This window comes from Ancylobacter novellus DSM 506 (assembly GCF_000092925.1).
Lineage (GTDB): Bacteria > Pseudomonadota > Alphaproteobacteria > Rhizobiales > Xanthobacteraceae > Ancylobacter > Ancylobacter novellus.
In genome coordinates this window covers 523580-548891 of record NC_014217.1, presented here as the reverse complement: position 1 = coordinate 548891, position 25312 = coordinate 523580, and the positions used below count along the sequence as shown (strand labels likewise).

The window sequence follows — 25312 nt, the reverse complement described above, 5'->3', positions numbered from 1 at the left end:
ATGACAGACCCTCTGTCCCAGATCGTCCAGCTCCTGCGGCCGCGCGCCGTCTACTCCAAGGCGATGAGCGGCGCGGGGCGCTGGGGCGTGCGCTATTCCGACTTCGGACAGCCCGGCTTCTGCGCGGTGATCGAGGGGCGTTGCCTTCTCACCCTCGACGGCAAGGCACCGGTCGCGTTGGAAGAAGGCGACTTCGTGCTGCTGCCGGCGACACCCGCCTTCACCATGTCCGGCTTCGAGCCGGTGGCGCTGGCGCCGCTCGACCCGAGGGCGACCCCGACGCCGACCGGGGAAGTGCGGCACGGGCGCGCCGAGGGGCCGCCGGACGTCCGGCTGTTCGGCGGGCACTTCACCTTCGAATCGCCGGACGCCGCCCTCCTCGTGGCGCTGCTGCCGGCGATGATCCATGTCCGCGGCATCCCGCGGCTGTCCCAGCTGGTGCGTGTCCTCGGCGAGGAGGCCGGCGAGGACGCCATCGGCCGCGACCTCGTGCTCGCGCGCCTCGTCGAGATCTTGCTGATCGAGGCGCTGCGGGCTGCGCCCCGCGAGGACGCCTCGCCGAGCCTGCTGCGCGGGCTGGCGGACCCACGCATCGCGCTGGCGCTCAGGCAGATGCACGGCGAGGCCGAGCGGGCCTGGACGGTCGCCGAGCTGGCGCGCGGGACCGGCATGTCGCGGTCGGCCTTCTTCGACCGCTTCGCCCGCACCGTCGGCATATGCCCGATGGAGTATCTGCTGGCCTGGCGTATGGCCCTCGCCAAGGACCTCTTGCGCGGCGGGCATATCGCGCTGGACGAAGTAGCACGGCGCATCGGCTACGGGTCGGCCAGCACCTTCAGCACCGCCTTCAGCCGGCATGTCGGCCAGCCGCCGGGCCGGTTCATGCGCGAGGCGGCACGGACGGCGGCCTGATCGGCAGGGCCGCCTCAGAACACGGTCTCCACGGCGGCATCGAAGACATAGCCGATGCCGCGCTCGGTCCGGATAAGCCGCGGCTGGGCCGGGTCCGGCTCCAGCTTGCGCCGCAGCCGCAGCACCTGGACGTCGATGCTGCGGTCGAACACGTCCTGATGCGTGCGCGTAGCGCTCAGCAGTTGCTCGCGCGACAGCGGCCGCAGCGGCGCCTCGAGGAACGCCACCAGCAGCGCATAGCCGCCCTTGGTGAGATCGACGGCCTTGCCGGAGGGATCGGTCAGCCGCCTCGTGCGGCGCCTCAGCTCCCAACCGTTGAAGCGGTAGCCGCCCCGCACCGGCCTGGCGGTGAGCTGCCGGCCCATTTCCTGCCGGCGCAGGATGGCCCCGGCCCGCGCCAGCAATTCGCGCGGGTCGAAAGGCTTGATGAGGCAATCATCGGCGCCGAGCTCAAGGGCGACAATGCGGTCGGCGTCGTTGCAGCGCTGGCAGGCGACAAGGATCACCGGCACGGGCGAACGGTCGCGGATCTGGCGCAGCACCGCGAAACGGTCGGGCGGGCCGGACTGGACGTCCAGCACAATGAGGCTGAACTGGTCGTGCCGCAGATGATGCGGCATGTCGCGGACGCCGCAGCCGACGGCGTGGCATCGGTGCTCGTTCAGATGACCGATGACGGCGTGGCGCATGTCGCGGTCGTCGTCGACCACCAGCACGCGTCCGAGAGGGAAAGGACGATCGAGCGGATTTGCCGGGACTTCGTGCCGGCTGACACTCACGAGTTGATGCATTGATCCAGAACCTTCCAGTTCCGCGAAAAGGAGGGGCGTTCCCCCGGCCGCCGCATGTGTGCCGTGGGATGCGCGAGGAGGACCGTCCTCGACGGCCTCCCTCCCGCATCGAGGCCCGCGCCGCGGCGCCGGTCGGGGCGATGATCACAGGCCGTGCGCGGTGCGCAGCATCGCGGCGGCGCGTTCGCCGATGACGGCGCAGGGCGCCTGTGTGTTGCCGGTGGCGACGCGGGGCATGATCGAGCCGTCGGCGACCCGCAACCCGTCGACCCCGTAGACCCGGAGCGAGGCATCGACGACCGACATTGGGTCGCGGCCCATCTTGGCGGTGCAGCTCTGGTGCCAATAGGTGACGGCGGCCTCGCGGATGAACTGCCTCAGCGCCTCGCCCTTGAGGTTGCCCGGCATCGCCTCGCCGCGGACGAGCGGGCGGAAGGCGTGCGCATTGCCGAGTTCGCGGCACAGCTCGACGCAGGCGACGGCCGTGTCCATGTCGGCGGGATCGGACAGCATGTTCGCGTCGATGGCGACCGGCGCCAACGGATCGCTGTCCTGCAGGCGCACCCGCCCGCGGCTCGCCGGCTGTGCAAGGCCGGCGAACATAGTCCATCCATGTTCGGGCACGCCCCTCGCCGCCGTCCGCTCGCTCGCGACGGGGAATTCGAGCTGGCAGAACAATAGGTCCGGCGCGTCGAGGTCCGGCCGACTCTTCCAGTAGAGCGTGGCCTCGCTGCCACTGTTGCGCGGCGCGAGCGGCTCCGCATAGTCCCAGATGCAGCCGAACGAGACGTGGTCCTGCAGGTTCTGCCCGACGCCGGGCAGGTGCTGCACCACGGGGATGGCGAAGCGGTCCAGCTCGGCGCGGTCGCCGATGCCGGAATGCATGAGCACCTTCGGCGTGTGGATGGCGCCGAGCGACAGCACGATCTCCTTCTCCGCGCCGACGATCAGCACTTCTCCACCGCGGACGATTTCCACGCCGGTCGCCCGCCGGCCGGTGAACAGCACGCGACGCACCAGCGTATCGGTCAGCACCGTCAGGTTCGGACGGTCGAGCATAGGGCGGACATAGGCGCGATAGAGCGAGTGCCGCCGCCCGTCGCGGATCAGCGCGTCGCTGATGGCGGCGCCGCCCGCCCCTTCCATCATCCGGCCGTTGGGATGGTCATAGGCGGGAATGCCGAGCTCGCGCGCCGCATCGACCATGGCGCCCGCGATCGGGCTGGGATCTGGCGCCGGCTGCACCCATACTGGACCGGAGGTGCCGCGATAGTCGGGGTCGGGCGCGCCCTGCCAGTTCTCGATCCGGCGATAGATGTCGAGCACCGCGTCGTAGCCCCAGGCCGGATCGTCCGCCTCGGCGGCAAAATGGTCCCAGTCGCTGCGGTGCCCGCGCGCCCACACCATGACGTTGATGCTGGAGCCGCCGCCCAGCCCCTTGCCCATGGACATGGGCAGGGCGCGGCCGTTCAGGTGCGGGTTCGGCTGCGCCTGGAATCCCCAGTCGCGCTCGCTGCCGAGATTGGCGGGCCATTGGGCGGGGTCGAGCACGGTCTCGGCGTCGTCGCTGCCGCCGGCCTCGATCAGCAGGACATGGACATCGGGGTTCTCCGCCAGGCGCCGGGCGACCACGGAGCCCGACGCTCCGGCGCCGCAGACGATGAAGTCGTAGCTCGGCTTCAGTCCGGCGGTCAGCCGGGCCTGGTTCTCATGCGCCCGCCGGGAAAAATCCCGATCCTCGGCATGCGCGGCTTGCGTGATCATCTTGGACTTCCTTGTTGAAGGGAACTCGCATTGGTCGGGAACGGGGGGGCGGCAGGACGGGCAATGTTCTGCTGGGCTAGCAATCGGGCGGGCGGTGCTGATCCTCTGCGCTGCCGGCGCATGGGGGGCGCCACTCACTCACACGATCTGCCAGAGCCTTCCCGTCCGCTCGCGTGCCTGCAGAGCACGGCGCGGGCGGGAACCGCCTCCGACGACGGCGGGCAGATGCGCTCACCGTCGGGGCGAGATGAGTATCAAATCTATCAAATTTAGCAACTCTTATAATTTTGCGCGACGATCCCCAGCTTGATAGGGAATAGGTCAGCGCAACGCCGGAAAGCTGAACGTTTCCGGTGCGTGAAGGGCGTGAGCTGCCGGGAAAGCGATGGGAAAGACCGACAAGGACATTCTGACTACAGCGGACACCGCGAGGCTGCTCGGCGTCTCGATCCGCACGGCGCAGCTGCTGATCGAGGGCGGCTCGGTACCGTCATGGAAGACGCCGGGCGGGCACCGGCGCGTCTATCGCGCGGACATCATGGCGCTGATCGAAAAGCGCGCGCAGGACGAGGCCCTGCCCTCGGCCACCGTGATCGTCGTGGCGCCGGCGGAACGGCTTGCCTTCTATGAACGCCTGTTCGCCGACGTCGCCGAGTGCACGGCGGAGGTCTTCGACGATGTGCACGACGCGCTGTTCGCCATCGGCTCGGCGCGGCCCTATGCCATCCTCGTCGACCTCGACGAGACCGATCCCGAGCGGCTGGCGCTCTTGAACAACGTGGCCTCGAACCCCTCCCTCGGCCATACCCGCCTGCTGGCCGTCGCCGCGTCGGCGCGCGCCCTGCCCGACCGGGTGCTCCGCCTCGACGCGCCCGACCAGGCGCCGGCGGCGATCCGCGCCTCGCTGGCGGATGCGGGCGAGGTCATCGTCGCTCAGGACGACCTGCCCTTTCCCATCGCGCTGAACGAGAGCCAGAGGCTGGTGGCGCTGGAGCGTTCGGGGCTGCTGGACACCGCACCCGAGGAGGCGTTCGACCGCCTGACCTGGCTGGCCGCACGCAACCTCGACGCGCCCATCGCGCTGCTCACGCTGCTCACGCCGACCCGGCAATGGTTCAAGTCGCGCTTCGGCCTCGACCTTCCCGAAACGCCGCGCAGCTGGGCCTTCTGCAATCACACCATCCTGCAGAAGGGCGTCTTCTCGGTGGAGGACCTGTCGCGCGATCCCCGCTTCGCGAAGAATCCCGCCGTGCAGGGCCAGCCGCTGTTCCGCTTCTATGCGGGGGCGCCGGTCATGGACAATGAGGGCTTCACCGTCGGCTCTCTCTGCGTCATCGACTACAAGCCCCGCAAGCTGGACGAGCGCGAGGCGCAGACCCTGATGGCGCTGGCGGCGCTGGCGTCAGACGAGGTGCGCCTGCGCGCGATCGACCGCCAGCTGCGCGAAACGCTGCGCCGGGTCGAGCGGCAGGCGCCGGTCCGCACCGGGACCGCGACGGCCCCACACAAGCGTGATCACTGACCGTCCGACTTGACCGCCGTGCGCGGTGGCAAGACAGTCCGCCACGGCATGTCACGATCCGACCCTCAGAGAAGTCGGACGGCATGGGAGGACAACATGCAGGTACGGATCCGGGCGGTGATGGCCGCCCTCCTTCTCCTCGTCCCGTCGCAGGTGAATGCCGACGGCTCCGGCGACCCGGCCGCCGTCAGTTCCAGTGACGGGGAATATGCCGACAAGAACGGCAACCCGACCTTCAAGATCGACAAGGACGGCACCGTCGACTGGTACACCTCGGTCGGCTACATCCGCTACACGGCCAACTGCATGCAGTGCCATGGACCGGACGGGCTGGGATCGAGCTTCGGCCCTTCGCTGGTCGACGCGCTCAAGACGCTCAGCTACAGCCAGTTCACCGACACGGTGACGAACGGCAAGCAGAACGTCAGCGCCAGCCAGGACCTCGTCATGCCCGCCTTCGGCACCAACCCGAACGTGATGTGCTACCTCGACGCGATCTTCGTCTATCTGCGCGCGCGCTCCGACGGCGCCCTCGGGCGAGGGCAGCCGCAGAAGAACGCGCCGAAGCCGGCCGGATACAGCAAGACCGAGGATGCGTGCATGGGCTGATGCCCAGTGCGCATCCCCGGCCTGGCATGCTGGACGGCGTCAGCCTCGCGCGGTCACCCGCTGGCACTGGTGGCCGAGACCGGCGATCTCGATCTCCACCACGTCGCCCGCCTTCAGCCAGATCGGCTCAGGCTTCTGGCCCATGCCGACGCCGGGCGGCGTGCCGGTGGCGATGATGTCACCGGGCGCCAGCGTCATGTAGCGGCTGACATAGGAGACCAGCGTGCGCACGTCGAAGATCATGGTCGACGTGCTGCCGTCCTGCATGACGGTGCCGTTGACGCTCGCCTTCATCGCCAGAGCCTGCGGGTCCGGCACCTCGTCCTTGGTCACGAACCACGGGCCGATGGGGCCGAAGCTGTCGCAGTTCTTGCCTTTGTCCCATTGCGAGCTCTGCATCTGGAAGGCGCGCTCGGAGACGTCGTTCACCACGCAATAGCCCGCCACCGCCGAGAAGGCGTCGGCCTCACTGATGTTGCGGGTCGTCTTGCCGATGACCACGCCGAGCTCGACCTCCCAGTCGAGCTTGCTGGAGCCGACCGGGATGATGGTCGGGTCGTTCGGGCCGCAGAAGGCGCTCGGCGCCTTGAGGAAGATGATCGGCTCGGAGGGGATGGCGAGGCCCGCTTCCTTGGCGTGGTCGGAATAGTTCAGGCCGATGCACACCATCTTCGAGACATTGGCGATCGGAACGCCGTAGCGCGGCGTGCCGGCGATGAGCGGCAGCGCCTCGACATCGAGGCCGGCCAGCTTGCCGAGGTCGCCGCGCTCCAGCACGCCGCCGTCGATCTCGCCGATGACCTGCGAGATGTCGCGCAGCCGCCCATTGCCATCGACGAGGGCCGGCTTTTCCTTGCCCAGTTCACCTACGCGGCAGAGTTTCATGTGTCGTTCCGTCTTGGTTAGGAAGTCGAGTGGAGGGATGGCGGGTCCGATCGATCGGACTCGCCGCAGGCGCCCGGGAGGCCGGACGCATGTCGGTCTGGCGAGCGGACCCCGGTGCCTGAAGGCGCCCGGACCCGCGCCTTATGTCAGCGGAAGATGTCGTTGAACTTTTCCTTGATCTCGGCGGCCTGGGTTTCCAGCTTCTCATAGTCCACCGGCATCAGCTTGATCTCGTCGACCTTGGGATTGCCGGCGGGCGGCGCCATGTCGACGCGCGCCGAATATTCGCCGGTCTCCGGGAAGGTCTTCTGCGCCTCGGGGCTGATCATGAACTCGGCGAAGGCCTTGGCCGCGTTCGGGTGCGGGCCGCCCTTGATGATCCCCGTCGGCGAGGGGATCAGCAGCGTGCCGTCCTCCGGATAGATCGAGACGAAGTCGTGGCCGTTGCGGCGGTCGGCGGCGATGTAGACGTCGAGCGCGCCCACCGCGATGAGCCGCTCGCCGCGCTTGATGTTGTCGGCGACCTGCTGGTTGCCCTGGACGATCATGATGTCGCCGTCGTTCAGCTTCTCGTAGTAGTCCCAGCCATACTTGTCGGCGAGCACGCCGACCGTGGTGAGCTGGACCGAGGTGAAGCTCGGGTCGGTCATCACCAGCTTGCCGTCATATTTCGCGTCGGTGAGGTCGGTCCACTTCTTGGGCCGCTCGGCCGGCGGCACCTTGTCGCCGCGCATGTAGATGGTGATGGCGTTGAGGCGCTGGGCGATCCAGTAGCCGTCCTTGTTCCTCGCGGTTTCGGTGATCTTGTCGAAGTCCTTCGGCTTGAAGGCGACGAAGGTGCCCTTCTCGGAGAGCTGGTCGGCCGCGGCCGGGTCCGACATCGTCATCACGTCGGCCGCGATCTTGCCGGCGGAGGCTTCCTGCATGAAGCGGCGCAGGATGGCCGAGCCGCCCGAGCGGAACAGCTCGACCTTGATGCCGGTCTGCTTCTCGAACATCAGCGCGAGGTTGTTGGCCTGCCCGATGGCGGTCGAGGTGTACCAGACCAGCTTGCCCTCGGCCTTCGCCTTGGCCATGTCGACCTCCTCCGCCGAGGCGGCGAAGGCGAAGCTGCCGATGAGGAGGCCCGCGCCGGCGGCAAGCCAGCAACGCACGGATCTATGCACGATGGCGTTCTTCAGCATGGTTTCCTCCGGTTCTTTTGTTTTGTGATTGGTGCTTGCTCAGCCGCGATAGACGGGGTCCGGCTGGGTGAAGAAGGCGTGCAGTATGTGGTAGACGATCATGTAGTTCTTCTGCTGGATCGAGGCGTGCGAGATGCCCGGCATCACCGCGAACTGCTTGTCGGGATTGGGCAGAAGCTTGAAGAAGGCGGCGAGATCGTCGAAGCCGGCGATGCCGTCCCACTCGCCGCGCATGATGATGGTCGGCACGGTGATCTTCGCCGGGTCGATGAGCGGCAGCCGCGTGCACATGTCGATATAGGTGCCGTTCGGCATGGAATCGTCGAGGGCGGTGATGCCGTCGGCGAAGGCTTCGATCACCTTGTCCTCAGCCGCGCCGGGATGGTCGCGGTTGAAGATCGAATAGACGAAGGCCTTGTCGATCGGCCGCCGCTCGCCCTCGCGGAAGTCGGGGAGCTTCTTGCGCCGGTTCTCCAGCGTGTGGCTGCCCTCCCCGGTCCACACGAAGGCGTCGAGCGCGAGGCGCTTCACGCGTTCGGGCTTGAGCTCGGTGAAGGCGGCGGCGCGCAGCGCGCCGGAGGAGATGCCGTAGGTGTGGAACGACGTCGCCCCGGTCTCGCGGATGATGTAGTCGGTCGCCGCCACCAGATCCTCGGCGCCCTCGGCGATGGTCGCGCGCGTGCCCGGCCGCTTGTCGGAGCGGCCATAGCCGCGCATGTCGACGCACCAGGTCTCGAAGCCCTTGTCGACGAAATAGTCCATCGCCGAGGACCACGGCCGGCCGGGCACCTGCAGGTCGAAGGTCGGCTGCGAGGCCATGGACGAGCCGTGGACGAACAGGATGGTGCCGGCCGGCGTGCGCCCGTCGGCGGGCGCCTTCTGCCAGAGGAACAGCTCGGCATCGCCGTTCTTCGTCCAGTGCTCGCGCCCGGTGACGACGGGCTTCGGCGCGGTCGCGCTCTGCATGATGTTCTCCGTTCTCGAATGCGTGCCTAGTGTTTGGTCGAGGGTGACGCCTCGCCGCGCGGGAAGACGCTGCTCTCCTGAGCATCGATGACGAGGCCCACGGCCTCGCCCGGATCGAACTGCTCCAGCGGATGCGTCTGCGCCCGCAGCACCGCGCCGGAGGCGAGTTGCACCCAGTATTCGATGAGGTTGCCGAGATAGGTCTTCTCGGTGATCGTCCCGGTGAGCCGCTTGCCGTCCGCTCCGTCGCGGGACAGGCGCACATTCTCCGGCCGCACCGCGACGTCGATCGGCTCGCCGGGGACGAGCCCGCCCGCATGCGGCGAGCGCATCTCGACGCCGTCGATCTCGATCGTCTCGCCGCCGCGCGCGATGCCCGGCACAAAGTTCACGATGCCCATGAAGTCGGCGACGATCTTGTTGGCCGGGCGCCGGTAGACATCGTCAGGCGTGCCGTATTGCTGGAGCTTGCCACCATGCATGACCGCGATCTGGTCGGAGAGCGCCAGCGCCTCGGCCTGGTCGTGCGTCACATAGACGAAGGTGATGCCGGTACGCCGCTGGAGCTGCTTCAGTTCGAGCCGCATGCGCTCGCGCAGCTTGGCGTCGAGATTGGACAGCGGCTCGTCGAGCAGCAGGATCTCCGGCTCCACGACCAGGCTGCGGGCAAGCGCCACGCGCTGCTGCTGCCCGCCGGAGAGCTCGGCCGGGAAGCGGTTCTCGAGACCCGTGAGGTTCACCAGCGCTAGCGTCTCCAGCACGCGGCGCCGAGCCTCCTCCGAAGGGATCCGGCGCAGCTTCAGGCCGAAGACGACGTTCTCGTAGACCGTCTTGTGCGGCCAGACGGCATAGTTCTGGAACACCATGCCCATGCCGCGCTTGTCCGGCGGGGCGACGCCTTCGGCCGACGAGATGACCCGGTCGCCGACCCGGATGGTGCCGGCATCCGGTGTCATGTAGCCGGCGATCAGGCGCAGCGTCGTCGTCTTGCCGCAGCCGGACGGGCCGAGCAGGGTGACGAACTGGTTGTCCTTGATGTCGAGGTCGAGCGCGCTCAGCGCGGCGCCGTTGCCGGTATAGGACTTGGTCAGCCCGGAGATGAGGATCCTGGCCATTAGCGTGCGCCTCCGAACGACGTGCTGCTGTCGTCGCTCACCGTCTTGCGGCCGGCACCGAGGCGGTGCGCGATCAGCATGGCGACGACGATGATGGTCATGTTGACCATGGCGAGGGCGGAGACCGGCTCGATGTAGCCGGTCTCGTAGAGGTTGTAGACCGCCACTGCGAGGGTGATGGTGCCGGACGAGAACAGCAGGATCGACGCCGAGAGCTCCTGCACCACCGGCACGAACACCAGCAGCCAGCCGGCGAGCAGGCCCGGCCGGATCAGCGGCAGGGTGATCTCGCGCATGGTGTGGCCCCAGGAGGCGCCGAGTATGTGCGCCGCCTCCTCCAGCGAAGGGTCGACCTGGCGCAGCGAGGAGTTCGCCGCACGCACGCCGAGCGGCACGTAGCGGCCGATATAGGCCAGCAGCAGGATGGCGAAGGTGCCGTAGAGCACGATGTAAGGCACCGACAGCCAGAACTGCAGCAGCGCCACCGCCATGACGATGCCCGGCAGGCCGAGCGGCACCAGCGAGGCGTAGTCGAGCAGGCGCCGCCCCGGCATCTTCGTGCGCACGTCGATCCAGCCGATGATGGCGCCGAGGGCCACGCAGGCGGTGGCGGCGATGGTCGCCAGGACGAGGCTGTTGAGGATGGCGCGGCGGGTGACGTCGTACTCGAACAGGATGAACCTGTAATTGTCGAGCGTCAGGCTCTGCCAGAAATCCAGCCCCCACGACTTGCTCAGCGACACGGCGATGAGCGAGGCGAAGGGCATGACCACGGCGAACAGGCACACCAGCACGCAGACGCCGAACAGCACCCAGCGCCAGGGGCCGAGATCGACCAATTGGCTGCGCGCTCCCTTGCCGCCGAGCGTCACATAGGAGCGCCGCGCCAGGAACATGCGCTGGAGATAGAGCGCGATGACGGTGATGGCGACGAAGAGCAGCGACAGCGCCGCCGCCAGCCCGTATTGCGGGGGATAGTCGAACAGCGCGTAGATGCGCGTCGGCAGCGTCACGATGCGACCGGGCAGGCCGATGATCGCCTGTGAGCCGAACAGCGCGATGGCGTTCACGAAGGCGAGCAGCGTGCCGGACAGGATGGCGGGCGCCACCAATGGCGCGGTGATGGTGAGTGCCGTGCGGATCTTGCTGGCGCCGAGGATCTGCGCCGCCTCCTCATAAGACGCATCGACCGACTGCAGCGCGCTTGATGCCAAGAGGTACACGAAAGGGAAGGTGTGCAGCGCCGTGACGAAGACGAGGCCGCTCATGGTGAAGATGTCGAAGGTGATCCCCAGCCCCAGCACGTCGCGCAGCAGGACGTTGATGATCCCGGCATTGGGGCTGAATAGATTCACGAAGGCGATGGAGGTGAGGAAGGGCGGCGACAGATAAGAGAGCGTCGCCGTCGCCTGGATCAGCGGCTTGCCCGGCACATTGGTGCGGCTCACCGCCCAGGCGAGCGGCACGCCGACGATGACGCTGATCAGCCCGACCCAGGCGCCCAGCGTGAGCGAATTGCCCAGCGCCCTCAGATAGGAGCCGCCGGTCAGCGCCCGCTCGTAATAGGCCAGGGTGACGCCGTCCTCAGACCACAGGCTGGCGACCACCAGCGAGGCGACGGGCAGGACGACGAGGATGACGAGCGAGAGGATCGCGCCTCCCAGCACAAAGGTCTCGAGGCTTAACCAGCGCGATGCTGCACTCGGGCGCGCCACGCCGCTCGCAGCGGCGATCGAACTCATGGGCTCCTCCTGGCCCGGCCCATCTTTGCGATGTGTGCCGGTTTATTCTTCTGTGATCCGCCATGGCGTCGGCGGCAGGCATCCGTCAGTGCGTCAGCCACTCCTCCATGGCGTCGGCGACGGTGGCGGCAGCCTCCATCGTGCTGAGATGGCCCGAGCCTTCCACCACGGTCAGCCTTGCGCCGGGCACGAGACCGGCCATCTCGGCGGCGGTGGCGACCGGGGTGACGATGTCCTCCGAGCCGACCACGATCAGCGTGGGCACGGCGACGCCCTCCAGCACCGGGCGGGAATCGGCGCGGCCGATGATGGCGTTCTGCTGGCGGGCGAAGGCGGCGCCGCCGGTGGCGACCAGCATCGAATAGACCTGCCCTTCGAGGACGGCGTCATCTCGGCGGCTCGGCGCCACCAGACGCGGCCACAGCGCCTCATGCACCTCGTCGAGGTGCCCGCGCAGAGCGAGATCGCTGAGCTTCAGGCGGAACTCGCGGGCGCTCTCGGCATCGGGCGCCGCGGTGGTGTCGAGCAGAGCCAGCCGGGTGACACGCGAAGGCGCCTGCCGGACGACCTCCATGGCGACATAGCCGCCCATGGAAAGTCCGGCGAGCGCGAAGGGGCCGTCGACCTCCTCCAGCAGCCGGCGGGCCATGCCGGCAATGGTGTCATCGCGCCGCGTATCGGCGAAGCGCACCCGCGAATGCCGCGCGAGCCGGCAGACCTGGCCGGCGAAGAGCTGCTCCGTGCAGCCGAGGCCGGGCACGAGCACTAGCTGTCCGACGGCGGCGCCGGCGTCGAGGGTGGGCTCGATGAAGGCACTGTCCATGCGGCGCCCTTTCGGTCGCGGTCGAGACATCCGGGCGGGAAAGGTCTCAACCTCCCCCCTGCATGTCAATAAAAAATATATATTTTTTCCGATACTATATTTTCACGTCGCGGTCAGCATCGACAGGTCGCCGTCGCGGTCCACGTCGATGATCAGATTCGTCGTCCGGTTGTAGTGGTCGGCCAGCAGGCGCACGGCGCGCTCCGCGTCCCTTCCGATCACGGCGTCCGCGAGCTCGCGGTGCTCGGCATCCGCCGAGCGGCCGCGCTCATGGTAGCGGATGGTCAGCACGCGGAAGCGCTGCGACTGGTGGAAATAGGCGAGGCACAATCGCATCAGCCGCGGCGAGTTGCATCCCGCCACCAGTGCCATGTGGAAATCCTGGTGCAGCTTGGACCAGCGCGGGTTGGGCGCGCCGCTGTCGTCGAGCACGGGCTCGTTCGACAGCCGGAATATGGTCGAGACGATGCCCGCCTGCCAGTCGAGGCCGCCCTTGGCGATGGCGTGCCGGAGCGCCGCGGTTTCAATATCGATGCGGGTTTGCGTGAGGTCGAGCAGGTCGCTGCGCGAGACCGGCGCGACACGGAAGCCGCGCTGGTCCTCCGAGACCACGAGTTCCTCCGCCACGAGCCGCGTCAACGCCTCGCGCACGGCGCCGGGGCTGCAACCGTACTGCGCGGCGAGGTCGGAGATCTTCAGCCGCTGGCCCGGCTGCAAGGCGCAGGCGAGGATGTCCTTCTTCAACCGGCGATAGGTCGCGCTGGTCAGACTGCGCGCCTCCGCCTCGCCGCCCATCTCCTCCAGCGGATTCACGCTCATGGGGCGCAGTGCCCCTGCGCCGGCCGCTTCGTCCACCATGTCCTGCCCATCCGAAATCCAACCCCGGCCCCGTTCGGAGAAAATATATATTTTTTCCGAGACGCAGCCTAGTATGCGCACGAGGCTTCGGCAAACAGGCCGTCGGAGAACGGCCGCCGCCACCCTTGGGAGGAACGAGATGCGGTCACTTGGCACCGACGGACTGCGCGTGTCGGATATCGGGCTCGGCTGCTACGGCATGTCCGGCGAATACGGCACGCCGAACGATCCCGAATCCATCGCCACAATCCATCGCGCGCTGGAGCTCGGGCTCGACTTCATCGACACGTCGGACGCCTATTCCGCCGGGAAGAACGAGCAGCTCGTCGGCGAGGCGCTGAAAGGCCGCCGCGACAAGGCGATCCTCGCCACCAAGTTCGGCAATGTGCGCGGGCCGAACGGCGAGCGCGGCTTCACCAATGGCCGGCCGGACTATGTCCCGGTCGCCTGCGAGGCCAGCCTGAAGCGGCTCGGGGTGGAAGTGATCGACCTGTATTATCTCCACCGCATCGACCCGGACGTACCGATCGAGGAGACGGTGGGCGCCATGGCGCGGCTGGTCGAGGCCGGCAAGGTGCGCCATCTCGGCATATGCGAGGCGGGCGTGAACACGATCCGCCGGGCGCATGCGACTCATCCCCTCGCCGCTTTGCAGACCGAATATTCGCTGTGGAGCCGCGACGTGGAGGCGGAGATCCTGCCGACCGTGCGCGAGCTCGGCATCGGCTTCGTCGCCTATTCCCCACTCGGCCGCGGCTTCCTTACCGGCGCCTTCCGCACCCGCACCGACCTCATCGAGGCCGACCGCCGGCACGACCATCCACGCTTCAAGGAAGGCAATTTCGAGCAGAATGTCGGGCTTCTCGGCACCATCGAGCGCATTGCGAAAAAGCACGGCGCGGCGCTGTCTCAGGTGGCGCTGGCCTGGCTGCTGTCGCGGGGCGACGACATCGTGCCGATCCCCGGCACCAAACGCCGCAGCTACCTCGAACAGAACTGGGGCGCCCGCGCGGTGACGCTCGACGAAGACGATATCGCCGCGCTCGATGCCGGCTTCCCGCTGCATGCGGCGGCAGGCGGGCGCTATCCCAAGGGGCAGCTCGACAAGCTCGGCCTTTAGAAAAGCGAAAGCGCAGGACCGGCTTCCCCGATCCTGCGCCCGCATCACGCCGGCACCGGCCGCCTTCAGGTGGAGGCGGCCGGCGTCGAACTCAGTTGGTGCTCTTCTTCGGCGGAGTGGCCGGCCAGCTCTTGATCAGCGTGTCGTAGTCGATGGTCTCGCCCTGCGGCTTCTCATTGGCGAGCTTGGGCTGCGGGGCGAGGTTGCCTTCCTTCTTGGCGAGCTCGACCCAGTATTCCATCGGCTTCTTGGCGTTCAGCTTCGGGCCGCACTCGCCCTGCACGCCGGCACGCTCCAGACGCTCCATCACCGAGTCCTGCGCCGCGGCGAGGGAGTCCATCGCCGCCTGCGGGGTCTTAGCGCCGGAAGAGGCATCACCGATGTTCTGCCACCACAGCTGCGCCAGCTTGGGGTAGTCCGGCACGTTGGAGCCGGTCGGCGACCACTGCACGCGGGCCGGCGAGCGGTAGAACTCGACCAGGCCGCCGAGCTTGGGCGCGCGCTCGGTCATCGACGGCGACCAGATGTCGCTCTCGCGGATGAAGGTGAGGCCGACATGGCTCTTCTTCAGCGAGACCGTCTTGGAGGTGACGAACTGGGCGTAGAGCCAGGCCGCCTTGCGGCGCTCCGCCGGGGTGGACTTGAGCAGGGTCCAGGAACCGACGTCCTGGTAGCCGAGCTTCATGCCGTCCTTCCAGTAGGAGCCGTGCGGCGAGGGCGCCATGCGCCACTTCGGCGTGCCGTCGGCGTTCATCACCGGCAGGCCGGGCTTCACCATGTCGGCGGTGAAGGCGGTGTACCAGAACATCTGCTGGGCGATGTTGCCCTGCGCCGGCACCGGGCCGGCCTCGGAGAAGGTCATGCCGCCGGCCTGCGGCGGCGTGTATTTCTTCAGCCACTCGATGTACTTGGTGATGGCGTAGACCGAGGCCGGGCCGTTGGTATCGCCGCCGCGCTCGACCGAGGAGCCGACCGGGCGGCAGCCTTCCATACGGATGCCCCATTCGTCGACGGGCAGGCCGTTCGGCAGGCCGCGGTCGCCATTGCCGGCCATGGAGAGCCAGGCATCGGTGAAGCGCCAGCCGAGCGAGGGGTCCTTCTTGCCGTAGTCCATGTTGCCATAGACCTTGACGCCGTCGATCGTGCCGATGTCGTTGGAGAAGAACTCGGCGATGTCCTCATAGGCCGACCAGTTCACCGGCACGCCGAGCTCGTAGCCGTACTTGGCCTTGAACTTGGCCTTGTAGTCCGGGTTGGTGAACCAGTCGTAGCGGAACCAGTAGAGGTTGGCGAACTGCTGGTCGGGCAGCTGGTAGAGCTTCTTGTCCGGCGCCGTGGTGAAGCTCAGGCCGATGAAGTCGTTGAGGTCCAGCGTCGGCGAGGTGACGTCCTTGCCCTCGCCGGCCATGAAGTCGGTGAGGTTCACCGCCTGCTTGTAGCGGAAATGCGTGCCGATCAGGTCGGAATCGTTCACCCACGCATCGTAGATGTTCTTGCCCGACTGCATCTGCGTCTGGATCTTCTCCACCACGTCGCCCTCCTGGATGAGGTCGTGGGTGAGCTTGATCCCGGTGATCTCCGAGAACGCCTTAGCGAGGGTCTTGGCCTCGTATTCATGCGTGGTGATGGTCTCGGAGACGACGTTGATCTCCATACCGGCGAAGGGCTTCGCGGCATTGATGAACCACTGCATCTCCTTGAGCTGGTCCTCCTTGGAGAGCGTGGAAGGCTGGAACTCGTTGTCGATCCACTTCTTGGCGGCGGCCTCGTCGGCGCGTGCCGGCGCGGCGAAGGCGATCAGCGCCACGGCGCTGGCGGCCAGCAGAAGCCGGCCTCGGCTCGATGACTGCAACATGTCTTCCTCCGGTTTCTTCCCTGTATTCCGCGGCTTGCCGCCGCTTCGGCGAGATCACACGAGGCGGAACACCGCCAGTGCGTAGACAAGGCAGAGCGCGAGCGCCCAGCCGAGATCGGGTCCCACCAGGCCGAGCCAGGCGAGGTTGATGAAAGCGCTGCCCAGCAGCGTGATGAACAGCCGGTCGCCGCGCGTGGTCGGGATGCCGAGCACGCCGACGCGCGCCCGTTCCGGCCTCCACAGCGCCAGCAAAGTGAAGACGAGGAGCAGGCTGGCGATCACGGCGAAGAACAGGCCGGTCTGCCAGGTCCACGCCATCCAGGCGAGGCTTTCGGGGAGGAGCGAAGTGCCGGTTTCCATCGTCCCCTCCTCACACCCGTCCCAGGGCGAAGCCCTTGGCGATGTAGTTGCGCACGAACCAGATCACCAGCGCCCCCGGGATGATGGTGAGCACGCCAGCGGCGGCGAGCAGGCCCCAGTCCATGCCGGCCGCCGAGACGGTGCGGGTCATGGTCACCGCGATGGGCTTGGCGTTGGTGGCGGTGAGCGTGCGCGCCAGCAGCAGCTCGACCCAGGAGAACATGAAGCAGAAGAACGCCGCGACGCCGATGCCGGAGGCGATCAGCGGCATGAAGATCTTCACGAAGAAGCGCGGGAAGGAATAGCCGTCGATCGCCGCGGTCTCGTCGATCTCGCGCGGCACACCGGACATGAAGCCTTCCAGGATCCACACGGCGAGGGGCACATTGAACAGGCAGTGCGCCAGGGCGACCGCCCAGGGCGTATCGAACAGGCCGATGGCGGAATAGAGATTGAAGAAGGGCAGCGCGAACACCGCCGGAGGGGCCATGCGGTTCGACAACAGCCAGAAGAACAGGTGCTTGTCGCCGACGAAGGTGTAGCGCGAGAAGGCATAGGCCGCCGGCAAAGCGAGCGTGATCGAGATGATGGTGTTCAGCACCACGTAGCTGAGCGAATTGATGTAGCCCGAGTACCAGCTCGAATCGGTGAAGATCTTGACGTAGTGCTCGAAGGTTATGTCGCGCGGCCAGAGCGTCAGCGTGGTGCTGATCTCGAAATTCGTCTTCAGGCTCATATTGACGAGCCAGTAGATCGGCAGCAGCAGGAAGACGAGGTAGAGCCCCATCACCAAGGCGTCGGAGCGGGAGCGATGCGTCGAGGCGCTCATGCCGGCGTCTCCTGCTTGCGGCGCTCGGTGCCGGCGTTGATCATCACCGTGTAGAACACCCAGCACAGCGCCAGCACGATGAGGTTGTAGACGAGGCTCATCGCCGCCGCCTTGCCGAGGTCGAACTGGCCGAGGGCGATCTTCACGAGGTCGATGGAGAGGAAGGTCGTGGCGTTGCCCGGCCCGCCGCCGGTCAGCACGAAGGGCTCGGTGTAGATCATGAAACTGTCCATGAAGCGCAGCAGCACCGCGATCAGCAGCACGCGCTTCATCTTCGGAAGCTGGATGGTGGTGAACACCGCCCAGCGCGAGGCGCCGTCGATGCGCGCCGCCTGGTAATAGGCATCCGGGATCGACTTGAGGCCGGCATAGCACAGCAGCGCCACCAGGCTGGTCCAGTGCCAGACGTCCATGACGATGATGGTGATCCACGCCGCCAGCGTGTCGCCCGTGTAGTTGTAGGGGATGCCGAGCCAGTTCACGGCATAGCCGAGCAGGCCGATATCGGCGCGAGCGAAGACCTGCCAGATGGTGCCGACGACGTTCCACGGGATCAGCAGCGGCAGCGCCATCACCACCAGCGTGGCGGCGACCTTCCAGCCCTCGCGCGGCATGGACAGGGCGACGAGGATGCCGAGCGGCACTTCGATGGCGAGGATGATCGCGGAGAACAGGAGGTTGCGCCACAACGCGTCGAAGAAACGGCCGCCGAGCTCGGTCGAGGGGTCGAGCAGTTCCTGGAACCAGCCGAGTCCGTTCCAGAAGAACTGGTTGTTGCCGAAGGTGTCCTGAACCGAATAGTTCACCACCGTCATGATCGGCACGATGGCCGAGAAGGCGACGATGAGGAAAACGGGCGCGACCAGCAGCCAGGCGCGGTTGTTGACGGGCTTGTCCATCACGCCCCTCCCTCGCCGGCGACCAACACGCCGCCCGCATAGATATGGATCTGCCGCGGATCGAGCTTTAGCCCGGCCTCGTCGCCATTGAGCGATAGGGCGCCCGGCACGGTCGCCGCAGCCGGGTGGCCGGCGATCTCGATGCGGGCGATGCGGGCGCGGCCGATGTCGTCGATGCGCCGCAGCTTCACCGGCACGCCGCTGCCGGGGCGCGTGAGGGTGGCGAATTCCGGCCGCACGCCGAGCTCGATCCTCTCGCCCGCTGGCAGCGCGGGATAGGCCCGCGCCAACTCCACCGAGACGCCGTGCTCGCCGCCAATATGGGCGGTGCGCCCCTCGACCGAAGCCGGCAGCAGGTTCATGCCCGGCGAACCGATGAAATGGCCGACGAAGGTGTGGGCGGGGCGCTCGAATAGCTCCTCCGGCGTGCCGGTCTGCACCACCGCGCCGTCATGCATGACGACGACCGTGTCGGCGAAGGTCAGCGCCTCGGTCTGGTCGTGCGTCACATAGATCATGGTGAGGTCGAGCGCCCGGTGCAGCTCCTTCAGCGTCGAGCGCAGCTGCCATTTCAGATGCGGGTCGATGACGGTCAGCGGCTCATCGAACAGAATGGCGGCGACGTCCGAGCGCACCAGCCCGCGCCCCAGCGAGATCTTCTGCTTGGCGTCGGCAGTGAGGTTCGCCGCCTTGCGGTCGAGCACGGAGGTGAGGTCGAGCCGCCCGGCGATCTCCTCGACACGACGTGCGATGGCCTCGCGCGGCAAGTGCCGGTTCTTCAGCGGGAAGGCGAGATTCTCGCGCACGCTCATCGTGTCGTAGACGACCGGGAACTGGAACACCTGGGCGATGTTGCGCGCCTCGGTCGGCAGGTTGGTCACGTCGCGGCCGTCGAACAGGATGCGTCCCTTGGTCGGGGTGACGAGGCCGGAGATGATGTTGAGCAGCGTGGTCTTGCCGCAGCCGGACGGGCCGAGCAGCGCATAGGCGCCGCCCTGCCGCCAGACATGGTTGATCTCCTTCAGCGCATAGTCCTGCGGGCCGCGCGGATCGGGCCGGTAGGCATGGGCGAGACCGTCGAGCGTGATGCTGGCCATTCTCCCCTCCCCTATGCCGCCGCGTCGAGCACGCGACCGGCCCGGCGGCCGTCGGCGTCGAACAGCAGGATGTGGCTGGGGTCGATCAGCACCTCGACCGGCGCGTTCGGCTCCAACCGGCGCACACCCGGTACCAGCGCGGTGAGCCGCTCTTCGCCCATCTGCATGTGCAGGAAGCTCTCCGAGCCGGTGACCTCGGTGACGGAGATGACCGCGCCGAGCCGGATGCGCCCATCGGCATGGCTCGTTCGCTCGGCGACGGCGACGTCCTCCACCTCAAGGTGATGCGCGCGCACGCCCATCGTGTAGCGCCCGTCCGCCGCGGTGGCGAAGGTGCCGGAGGCCGGCAGCACCGCGCCGCTCTCCAGCAGCACGGTCCCACTAGACTTCGTCACCTTCAGCATGTTGAGCGGCGGATCGGAGAAGACGCGCGCGGTGGCGAGGTCGGCGGGGCGGCGATAGACATCGGCGGTCGGGCCGAACTGCGTCACCGCGCCCTCCATAAGCGTCGCCGTATTACCGCCGAGCAGCAGCGCCTCGGTCGGCTCGGTCGTCGCATAGACGAACACCGCGCCGGTGGAGGCGAAGATGCGCGGCAATTCCTCGCGCAGCTCCTCGCGCAGCTTGTAGTCGAGATTGGCCAGCGGCTCGTCGAGCAGCACGAGGTCGGCGCGCTTCACCAGCGCGCGGGCAATGGCGGTGCGCTGCTGCTGGCCGCCGGAAAGGGCCAGCGGCAGGCGCTGCAGATAAGGCTCCAGCTTCAGCAGCTTGGCGGCTTCGGTGACGCGCGTCTCGATCTCGGCCTTCGGCAGCCCCTGCACGCGCAGTGGCGAGGCGATGTTCTCGTAGACGCTCAGCGAAGGGTAGTTGATGAACTGCTGGTAGACCATGGCGACGCTGCGCTTCTTCACCGGCAGTCCGGTGACGTCGCGCCCGTCGACGAGGATGCGGCCGGAGGTCGGCGCGTCGAGGCCGGCCATCAGGCGCATCAGGCTGGTCTTGCCGGCCAGCGTGGCGCCGAGCAGCACGTTCAGGCTGCCATGCTCCAGCCGCAGCGAGACGTCGCGAATATAGGGGACGCCGGCAACGGTCCGGCTGACGCCGTCGAGTTCGAGGATCATCGGGCGACCTCCCTTAGGGAAGCCGACTGTAGCCGATGCGGCGCGTTGTCCTGCATGAAAGCATCGAGAGCGGCCACCTGCTCGGCATCGAGGCGCAGGCCGAGCTTGGAGCGGCGCCACAGCACGTCCTCGGCGGTGCGCGCCCATTCCTCGCGCATGAGGTAACGCACCTCGGCCTCGGAAAGGTCGGCGCCGAAGATGCGGCCGAGATCGGCCGGCCCGCGCATGCCGTCGAGCAGGCGCAGCGCGCGGGTGCCGTAGGCGACGACGAGCCGCCGTGCGAGCGCCTCGTCGAGCCAGGGATGGGCGCGTTTGAGCTGCGCGACGATGCGCGGCTGATCGTTGACCGCGAAGTCGCCGCCGGGCAGCGGCTCCTTTCCGGTCCAGGACGATTTCTTCGCCGAGGACAGGAACGGCGCCAGCTTCTCCAGCGCATGCTCGGCGAGCCGGCGATAGGTGGTGATCTTGCCGCCGAAGACGGAGAGCAGCGGCGGTCGCCCCTCGCCGTTCTCCAGCTCCAGCACGTAATCGCGCGTGGCCTCCTGCGCCTTGGAGGCGCCGTCGTCGTAGAGCGGGCGCACGCCGGAATAGGTCCACACCACCCGGTCCGGCGTCACCGGCACCTTGAAATACTCGCTCGCCGCCGCGCAGAGATAGGCGATCTCCTCGGGGCTCGCGACGGGCTTCGCCGGCTCCCGGCCGAAGTCGCGATCAGTGGTGCCAATCAGCGTGAAATCGTGCTCATAGGGGATGGCGAAGATGATCCGCCCGTCGGCGTTCTGGAAGATGTAGGCGCGGTCGTGCTCGTAGAGCTTGCGCACCACGATGTGGCTGCCCTGAACGAGACGCACATCGGCCGGCGAGTTCATGCCGATCACCCGCGCCAGCACCTCGTGCACCCAGGGGCCGGCGGCGTTCACCAGCACCCGAGCGCGAAGGGTCGTGCGCGTGCCGTCCTGGTCGACCTCGACGCGCCAGTGGTCGGCCGCCCGCTCCGCACCGACGACGCGGGCATGCGAGCGGATGTCGGCGCCGCGCTCGGCGGCGTCGAGCGCGTTCAAGACGACGAGACGGCTGTCCTCGACCCAGCAGTCGGAATACTCGAAGGCGCGGTGGTAGCCCTCGCGCAGCGGCTTGCCGGCCTCGTCGCGGGAAAGATCCAGCGTGCGCGTCGCCGGCAGCAGCTTGCGGCCGCCGAGATGGTCGTAGAGGAACAGGCCGAGGCGCAGCAGCCAGGCCGGCCGCAGCCCCTTGTGATGCGGCAGCACGAAGCGCAGCGGGCGGATGATGTGCGGGGCGATGGCCCACAGCACCTCGCGCTCCATCAAGGCTTCGCGCACCAGCCGGAACTCATAGTGCTCGAGATAGCGCAGGCCGCCATGAATCAGCTTGGTCGAGGCGGAGGACGTGGCGCCGGCGAAGTCGCCCTGTTCGAGCAGCACGACCGAGACCCCGCGCCCGGCGGCATCGCGGGCAATGCCGCAGCCATTGATGCCCCCGCCGATGATGGCGAGGTCATACATCTCGTCCTGTACACGAGCGACCACTGGCGTCTCCCGGCGCGCACTCGTTAGCTTGGGTGCGCTTTCGTTTTTATGTTCGACTTGACGCTATATGAAACGCATATCGCGATCAACTGGCCTTAAACGAAAGATATGAACCTTCGTTTGGTGCAATGCAGCACTCGGGTGCCGGCGGCCCTGAAATGCAGCAACCCCGGCTCGTCGGCGACGAACCGGGGTGCGAAGGCGGTCTGCGAAAGGCGGCCCAGCCGCCATCGCTCACTCGGCCGGGGTATGGACCAGGCCGGGCGCGATCTCGGCGTGGGCGGTGTGGTGGATTCGGCCGATCAGCGAATAGACGGTCGGCACCACGAACAGCGTCAGCAAAGTGCCGAGGCTCATGCCGCCGACGATGACCCAGCCGATCTGCGCGCGGCTCTCCGCGCCGGCACCGGCGGCGAACGCCAGCGGCACCGCACCCAGCACCATGGCGCCCGTGGTCATCAGGATCGGGCGCAGGCGCAGCACCGCCGCCTCGATCACCGCGGCGCGGCGGTCGAGCCCGGATTCCTGTTGCTGGTTGGCGAACTCGACGATGAGGATGCCGTGCTTGGTGATGAGGCCCACCAGCGTCACCAGACCGATCTGCGAATAGACGTTCAGCGACCCGCCGGAGAAGTACAAGGCCGCCAGCGCGCCGGTCATCGACAGCGGCACGGTCAGCATGATGATGACGGGATCGCGGAAGCTCTCGAACTGCGCCGAGAGCACCAGATAGATGAAGCCGAGCGCAAGCAGGAACACCAGCACCAGGCTCTGGCCGGCGGCGCGGAACTCGCGGCTCTGGCCGGAGACGTCGGTCTGCACGGTCTGCGGCAGCACCTCGCGCGCCACCTCGTCGAGATGGGCGAGCGCCTCGCCCTGCGAGAAGCCGGGCGCGAGGTTGGCCGAGATGGTGGCCGAGCGCAGCTGGTTGAAGCGCTTGAGCTCCTGCGGCGCCACGCTCTCGCGCACAGAGACGAGGTTGGAGAGCTGCACCATCTCCCCGCTCGCCGCGCGCAGATAGATGGTGTCGAGCGTCGCCGGCGAGGAACGGTCGCGGGCGTCGAGCTGGACATAGACGTCGTACTGCTCGCCGCCCACCTCGAAGCGCGTGACCTGCCGCCCGCCGAGCAGGCTCTCCAGCGTGCGCCCGAGCACGGCGATGTCGATGCCGAGATCGGCCGCCTTGGCGCGGTCGACCGCCACCGAGATCTCCGGCTTGTTGAGCTTCAGGTCGCTGTCGACGCTGATCAGGCCGGGATAGTCGCGGATGCGGTCGAGGAAGCGGTCGACATATTCGTCGAGCTGCTCATAGGTGCCCGAGGTCTGGATGACGAACTCGATGGGACGCGAATTGTTGGACGCGCCGAGCGAGGGCGGGTTGTTGGCGTAGGCGTTCACGCCGGCGATGCGCCTGAGCTCCGGCGTCACCTTCCTGACGATCTCCTGCTGGCGGCGGTCGCGTTCGTCCCAGTCCTTCAGCCGGCCGATGACGAGGAAGCGGTGCACCTCCGGGAAGCCGTTGATGATGAGGACGCTGTTGACCTCCGGCTCCTTCTCGAGGATGCCCTCCACCTGGTTGGTGTAGCGCGCCGTATAGGCGAGGGTCGAACCCTCCGGCCCGCTGCCGCTTACGCGCACCACGCCGCGGTCCTCCACCGGCGAGAGTTCAGAGGGCAGCACGCTCAGGAAGTAGGCGCTGGCCCCGGCAACGCAGAAGGCCACAAGGAGGATAAGCGGGCGCACCCGCAGCGTCGCTCCGAGCAGGCGGCGATAGCCTTCCTCCATCCCGCGCAGACGGCGTTCGATGAAGGCGGAGACCCGCCCCGGCTTGTCCTCGTGCTTGAGCAGGCGCGAGCACATCATCGGCGTGAGGCTGAGCGCGACGAAGCCGGAGACGATGACCGCGCCGGCCAGCGTCAGCGCGAATTCGAGGAAGAGCCGCCCGGTGCGGCCCGGTGCGAAGGCGACGGGCGCATAGACCGCCGCCAGCGTCATGGTCATGGCGATGACCGCGAAGCCGATCTCGCGCGCGCCCTTGATGGCGGCGGGGATCGGCTTCATGCCGTGCTCGATGTGGCGGAAGATGTTCTCCAGCACCACGATGGCGTCGTCGACCACGAGGCCGATGGCGAGCACGAAGGCGAGCAGCGTCAGCGTGTTCACGCTGAAGCCGAGCGCATACATGATGCCGAAGGTGGTGATCAGCGAGATCGGGATGGTGACGATCGGGATGATCGAAGCGCGGATCGAGCGCAGGAACACGACGATCACCAGCACCACCAGCAGCACCGCCTCGAAGATGGTGTGGAACACCGACTTGATCGAGCGGTCGATGAACACGGCGTTGTCGTTGCCGATGGCGCCGCTCATGCCTTCCGGCAGGCTCTCGTTGACCGCCGGCAGCACCTCGCGCACGCCGGCCGAGACGTCGAGCGGGTTGGCGACCGCCTGCTTGATCAGGCCGACGATGATCGCCGCGCCGCCGTTGAAGCGGCTCGCCCGGCGCTCGTCGGCGGCGCCGAGCTCGACCCGGGCGACGTCGCTCATATGCACCTGCGCGCCGTCGGCCCGCTTGACCACGATGTTGTTGAACTGCTCGACATTGGCCAGCGCCGTGCGCGAGAGCACAGTGAACTCGCGGTCCACGCTCTCGATGCGGCCGGACGGAATCTCGACGTTCTGCGCGCTCAGCGCGTCCTCGACGTCCTGGACGGTGAGGTTGTAGGCGGCGAGGCGCTCGCGATCGATCCAGATGCGCATGGCGTAGCGCCGCTCGCCATAGATCTGCACGTCGGCGACGCCGGTGATGTTCTTGAAGCGGTCGACGATGTAGCGGTCGATATAGTCCGAGAGTTCAAGCGGCGTCATGCGGTCGGAGCGGAAGACGACGAACATCACCGGCTGCGCGTCGGCCTCGACCTTGGAGATCACGGGTTCGTCGATCTCGTCCGGCAGCCGCTGGCGCACGCGACTGACGCGGTCGCGAACGTCGCTGGCGGCGACGTCCGGGTCGATCTCCAGCCGGAAGCGCACGGTGATGCGGCTGGATTCCGAGCGGCTGGTCGATTCCAGCACGTCGATGCCTTCGATGCCGGCGATGGAGCCTTCCAGCACCTGCGTCACCTGGCTCTCGACGATGCTCGCCGAGGCGCCGGGATAGGTGGTGACGACCGAGACCACCGGCTCGTCGATGTTGGGATATTCGCGCACCGTCAGGCGGCTGAACGACACGATGCCGATCAGCACCATCAGGAGGCTGAGCACCGTCGCGAAGACCGGACGGCGGATGCAGAGCTCGGAGATGCCCATGATG

21 protein-coding genes are annotated in these 25312 nt (G+C 67.5%); 4 read left to right on the top strand and 17 right to left on the bottom strand.

Features of this window, described 5'->3' with window-relative positions; all coding sequences use genetic code 11:
- Entirely contained in the window at positions 1-912 is a 912-nt protein-coding gene (locus SNOV_RS02650) for an AraC family transcriptional regulator (protein WP_013165362.1), read from the top strand.
- 14 nt (positions 913-926) lie between these two features.
- Here SNOV_RS02650 and SNOV_RS02645 read toward each other — a convergent pair whose 3' ends face one another.
- Positions 927-1703: a winged helix-turn-helix domain-containing protein gene (locus SNOV_RS02645; protein ID WP_013165361.1), complete on the bottom strand. Its 777-nt coding sequence runs from the start codon at positions 1701-1703 to the stop codon at positions 927-929.
- Positions 1704-1847: 144 nt separating this feature from the next.
- Positions 1848-3467 carry a GMC family oxidoreductase gene (locus SNOV_RS02640; protein WP_013165360.1) on the bottom strand — a complete coding sequence of 540 codons (1620 nt, stop codon included), beginning with the start codon at positions 3465-3467 and terminating at the stop codon, positions 1848-1850.
- A 385-nt stretch (positions 3468-3852) separates the two neighbouring features.
- Between SNOV_RS02640 and SNOV_RS02635 the strand changes: the two genes are divergently transcribed.
- On the top strand, positions 3853-4989 hold the full coding sequence (locus tag SNOV_RS02635) for a GAF domain-containing protein (RefSeq protein WP_013165359.1): 1137 nt from the start codon (positions 3853-3855) through the stop codon (positions 4987-4989).
- A 96-nt stretch (positions 4990-5085) separates the two neighbouring features.
- Positions 5086-5598 (top strand): c-type cytochrome, methanol metabolism-related, encoded by a 513-nt coding sequence (locus SNOV_RS02630; protein WP_013165358.1) that lies wholly within the window; start codon positions 5086-5088, stop codon positions 5596-5598.
- A 39-nt stretch (positions 5599-5637) separates the two neighbouring features.
- On the opposite strand, the gene SNOV_RS02625 is transcribed toward SNOV_RS02630, so the two are convergent.
- The 7 genes from SNOV_RS02625 to SNOV_RS02595 all read right to left on the bottom strand — a co-directional run bounded on the left by SNOV_RS02625 (position 5638) and on the right by SNOV_RS02595 (position 13171).
- Positions 5638-6483, bottom strand: coding sequence for a fumarylacetoacetate hydrolase family protein (locus SNOV_RS02625; RefSeq protein ID WP_013165357.1), 846 nt, complete (start codon positions 6481-6483; stop codon positions 5638-5640).
- Between the two features lie 146 nt (positions 6484-6629).
- Entirely contained in the window at positions 6630-7667 is a 1038-nt protein-coding gene (locus SNOV_RS02620) for an ABC transporter substrate-binding protein (RefSeq protein ID WP_013165356.1), read from the bottom strand.
- A 39-nt stretch (positions 7668-7706) separates the two neighbouring features.
- The gene (locus SNOV_RS02615; RefSeq protein WP_013165355.1) at positions 7707-8633 is read right to left on the bottom strand and encodes an alpha/beta hydrolase; all 927 of its coding nucleotides are present in this window, start codon (positions 8631-8633) and stop codon (positions 7707-7709) included.
- A gap of 26 nt (positions 8634-8659) precedes the next feature.
- On the bottom strand, positions 8660-9748 hold the full coding sequence (locus tag SNOV_RS02610; protein ID WP_013165354.1) for an ABC transporter ATP-binding protein: 1089 nt from the start codon (positions 9746-9748) through the stop codon (positions 8660-8662).
- The gene (locus SNOV_RS02605) at positions 9748-11490 is read right to left on the bottom strand and encodes an ABC transporter permease (RefSeq protein WP_013165353.1); all 1743 of its coding nucleotides are present in this window, start codon (positions 11488-11490) and stop codon (positions 9748-9750) included. Before SNOV_RS02605 ends, SNOV_RS02610 begins: the two co-directional genes overlap by 1 nt.
- Before the next feature lie 85 nt (positions 11491-11575).
- A complete protein-coding gene (locus SNOV_RS02600; RefSeq protein WP_013165352.1) occupies positions 11576-12313 on the bottom strand; it encodes an alpha/beta fold hydrolase in 738 nt (245 codons plus the stop codon).
- A 102-nt stretch (positions 12314-12415) separates the two neighbouring features.
- Positions 12416-13171 (bottom strand): GntR family transcriptional regulator, encoded by a 756-nt coding sequence (locus SNOV_RS02595; RefSeq protein WP_013165351.1) that lies wholly within the window; start codon positions 13169-13171, stop codon positions 12416-12418.
- 139 nt (positions 13172-13310) lie between these two features.
- Between SNOV_RS02595 and SNOV_RS02590 the strand changes: the two genes are divergently transcribed.
- Positions 13311-14291 (top strand): aldo/keto reductase, encoded by a 981-nt coding sequence (locus tag SNOV_RS02590; protein ID WP_013165350.1) that lies wholly within the window; start codon positions 13311-13313, stop codon positions 14289-14291.
- A gap of 91 nt (positions 14292-14382) precedes the next feature.
- Here the strand turns inward: SNOV_RS02590 and SNOV_RS02585 are convergent, their stop codons facing one another.
- The 8 genes from SNOV_RS02585 to SNOV_RS02550 form a co-directional block, all read right to left on the bottom strand.
- Positions 14383-16146, bottom strand: coding sequence for an ABC transporter substrate-binding protein (locus SNOV_RS02585; protein WP_013165349.1), 1764 nt, complete (start codon positions 16144-16146; stop codon positions 14383-14385).
- A gap of 54 nt (positions 16147-16200) precedes the next feature.
- The gene (locus SNOV_RS02580; RefSeq protein WP_013165348.1) at positions 16201-16506 is read right to left on the bottom strand and encodes a DUF2160 domain-containing protein; all 306 of its coding nucleotides are present in this window, start codon (positions 16504-16506) and stop codon (positions 16201-16203) included.
- A gap of 10 nt (positions 16507-16516) precedes the next feature.
- Positions 16517-17335 carry a carbohydrate ABC transporter permease gene (locus SNOV_RS02575; RefSeq protein ID WP_013165347.1) on the bottom strand — a complete coding sequence of 273 codons (819 nt, stop codon included), beginning with the start codon at positions 17333-17335 and terminating at the stop codon, positions 16517-16519.
- Positions 17332-18234: a carbohydrate ABC transporter permease gene (locus tag SNOV_RS02570; RefSeq protein ID WP_013165346.1), complete on the bottom strand. Its 903-nt coding sequence runs from the start codon at positions 18232-18234 to the stop codon at positions 17332-17334. Before SNOV_RS02570 ends, SNOV_RS02575 begins: the two co-directional genes overlap by 4 nt.
- Positions 18234-19331 (bottom strand): ABC transporter ATP-binding protein, encoded by a 1098-nt coding sequence (locus SNOV_RS02565; protein ID WP_013165345.1) that lies wholly within the window; start codon positions 19329-19331, stop codon positions 18234-18236. The genes SNOV_RS02570 and SNOV_RS02565 overlap by 1 nt, the downstream gene beginning before the upstream one ends.
- Before the next feature lie 11 nt (positions 19332-19342).
- Positions 19343-20452 carry an ABC transporter ATP-binding protein gene (locus tag SNOV_RS02560; protein ID WP_013165344.1) on the bottom strand — a complete coding sequence of 370 codons (1110 nt, stop codon included), beginning with the start codon at positions 20450-20452 and terminating at the stop codon, positions 19343-19345.
- Positions 20449-21975, bottom strand: a complete 1527-nt coding sequence (glpD, locus tag SNOV_RS02555; RefSeq protein WP_041781930.1) for a glycerol-3-phosphate dehydrogenase — start codon at positions 21973-21975, stop codon at positions 20449-20451. Before glpD ends, SNOV_RS02560 begins: the two co-directional genes overlap by 4 nt.
- A 258-nt stretch (positions 21976-22233) precedes the next feature.
- Positions 22234-25308 carry an efflux RND transporter permease subunit gene (locus tag SNOV_RS02550; protein WP_013165342.1) on the bottom strand — a complete coding sequence of 1025 codons (3075 nt, stop codon included), beginning with the start codon at positions 25306-25308 and terminating at the stop codon, positions 22234-22236.
- Positions 25309-25312: the final 4 nt, after the last annotated feature.

What these genes read in the sequence shown, in the direction of transcription:
- SNOV_RS02585 (WP_013165349.1), bottom strand. Translation starts at nt 16,146, where the DNA reads ATGTTGCAGTCATCGAGCCGAGGCCGGCTTCTGCTGGCCGCCAGCGCC.
- SNOV_RS02650 (WP_013165362.1), top strand. Translation starts at nt 1, where the DNA reads ATGACAGACCCTCTGTCCCAGATCGTCCAGCTCCTGCGGCCGCGCGCC.
- SNOV_RS02560 (WP_013165344.1), bottom strand. Translation starts at nt 20,452, where the DNA reads ATGATCCTCGAACTCGACGGCGTCAGCCGGACCGTTGCCGGCGTCCCC.
- SNOV_RS02620 (WP_013165356.1), bottom strand. Translation starts at nt 7,667, where the DNA reads ATGCTGAAGAACGCCATCGTGCATAGATCCGTGCGTTGCTGGCTTGCC.
- SNOV_RS02570 (WP_013165346.1), bottom strand. Translation starts at nt 18,234, where the DNA reads ATGGACAAGCCCGTCAACAACCGCGCCTGGCTGCTGGTCGCGCCCGTT.
- SNOV_RS02595 (WP_013165351.1), bottom strand. Translation starts at nt 13,171, where the DNA reads ATGGTGGACGAAGCGGCCGGCGCAGGGGCACTGCGCCCCATGAGCGTG.
- SNOV_RS02635 (WP_013165359.1), top strand. Translation starts at nt 3,853, where the DNA reads ATGGGAAAGACCGACAAGGACATTCTGACTACAGCGGACACCGCGAGG.
- SNOV_RS02630 (WP_013165358.1), top strand. Translation starts at nt 5,086, where the DNA reads ATGCAGGTACGGATCCGGGCGGTGATGGCCGCCCTCCTTCTCCTCGTC.
- SNOV_RS02625 (WP_013165357.1), bottom strand. Translation starts at nt 6,483, where the DNA reads ATGAAACTCTGCCGCGTAGGTGAACTGGGCAAGGAAAAGCCGGCCCTC.
- glpD (WP_041781930.1), bottom strand. Translation starts at nt 21,975, where the DNA reads ATGTATGACCTCGCCATCATCGGCGGGGGCATCAATGGCTGCGGCATT.
- SNOV_RS02605 (WP_013165353.1), bottom strand. Translation starts at nt 11,490, where the DNA reads ATGAGTTCGATCGCCGCTGCGAGCGGCGTGGCGCGCCCGAGTGCAGCA.
- SNOV_RS02645 (WP_013165361.1), bottom strand. Translation starts at nt 1,703, where the DNA reads ATGCATCAACTCGTGAGTGTCAGCCGGCACGAAGTCCCGGCAAATCCG.
- SNOV_RS02580 (WP_013165348.1), bottom strand. Translation starts at nt 16,506, where the DNA reads ATGGAAACCGGCACTTCGCTCCTCCCCGAAAGCCTCGCCTGGATGGCG.
- SNOV_RS02600 (WP_013165352.1), bottom strand. Translation starts at nt 12,313, where the DNA reads ATGGACAGTGCCTTCATCGAGCCCACCCTCGACGCCGGCGCCGCCGTC.
- SNOV_RS02640 (WP_013165360.1), bottom strand. Translation starts at nt 3,467, where the DNA reads ATGATCACGCAAGCCGCGCATGCCGAGGATCGGGATTTTTCCCGGCGG.
- SNOV_RS02590 (WP_013165350.1), top strand. Translation starts at nt 13,311, where the DNA reads ATGCGGTCACTTGGCACCGACGGACTGCGCGTGTCGGATATCGGGCTC.
- SNOV_RS02575 (WP_013165347.1), bottom strand. Translation starts at nt 17,335, where the DNA reads ATGAGCGCCTCGACGCATCGCTCCCGCTCCGACGCCTTGGTGATGGGG.
- SNOV_RS02615 (WP_013165355.1), bottom strand. Translation starts at nt 8,633, where the DNA reads ATGCAGAGCGCGACCGCGCCGAAGCCCGTCGTCACCGGGCGCGAGCAC.
- SNOV_RS02610 (WP_013165354.1), bottom strand. Translation starts at nt 9,748, where the DNA reads ATGGCCAGGATCCTCATCTCCGGGCTGACCAAGTCCTATACCGGCAAC.
- SNOV_RS02550 (WP_013165342.1), bottom strand. Translation starts at nt 25,308, where the DNA reads ATGGGCATCTCCGAGCTCTGCATCCGCCGTCCGGTCTTCGCGACGGTG.
- SNOV_RS02565 (WP_013165345.1), bottom strand. Translation starts at nt 19,331, where the DNA reads ATGGCCAGCATCACGCTCGACGGTCTCGCCCATGCCTACCGGCCCGAT.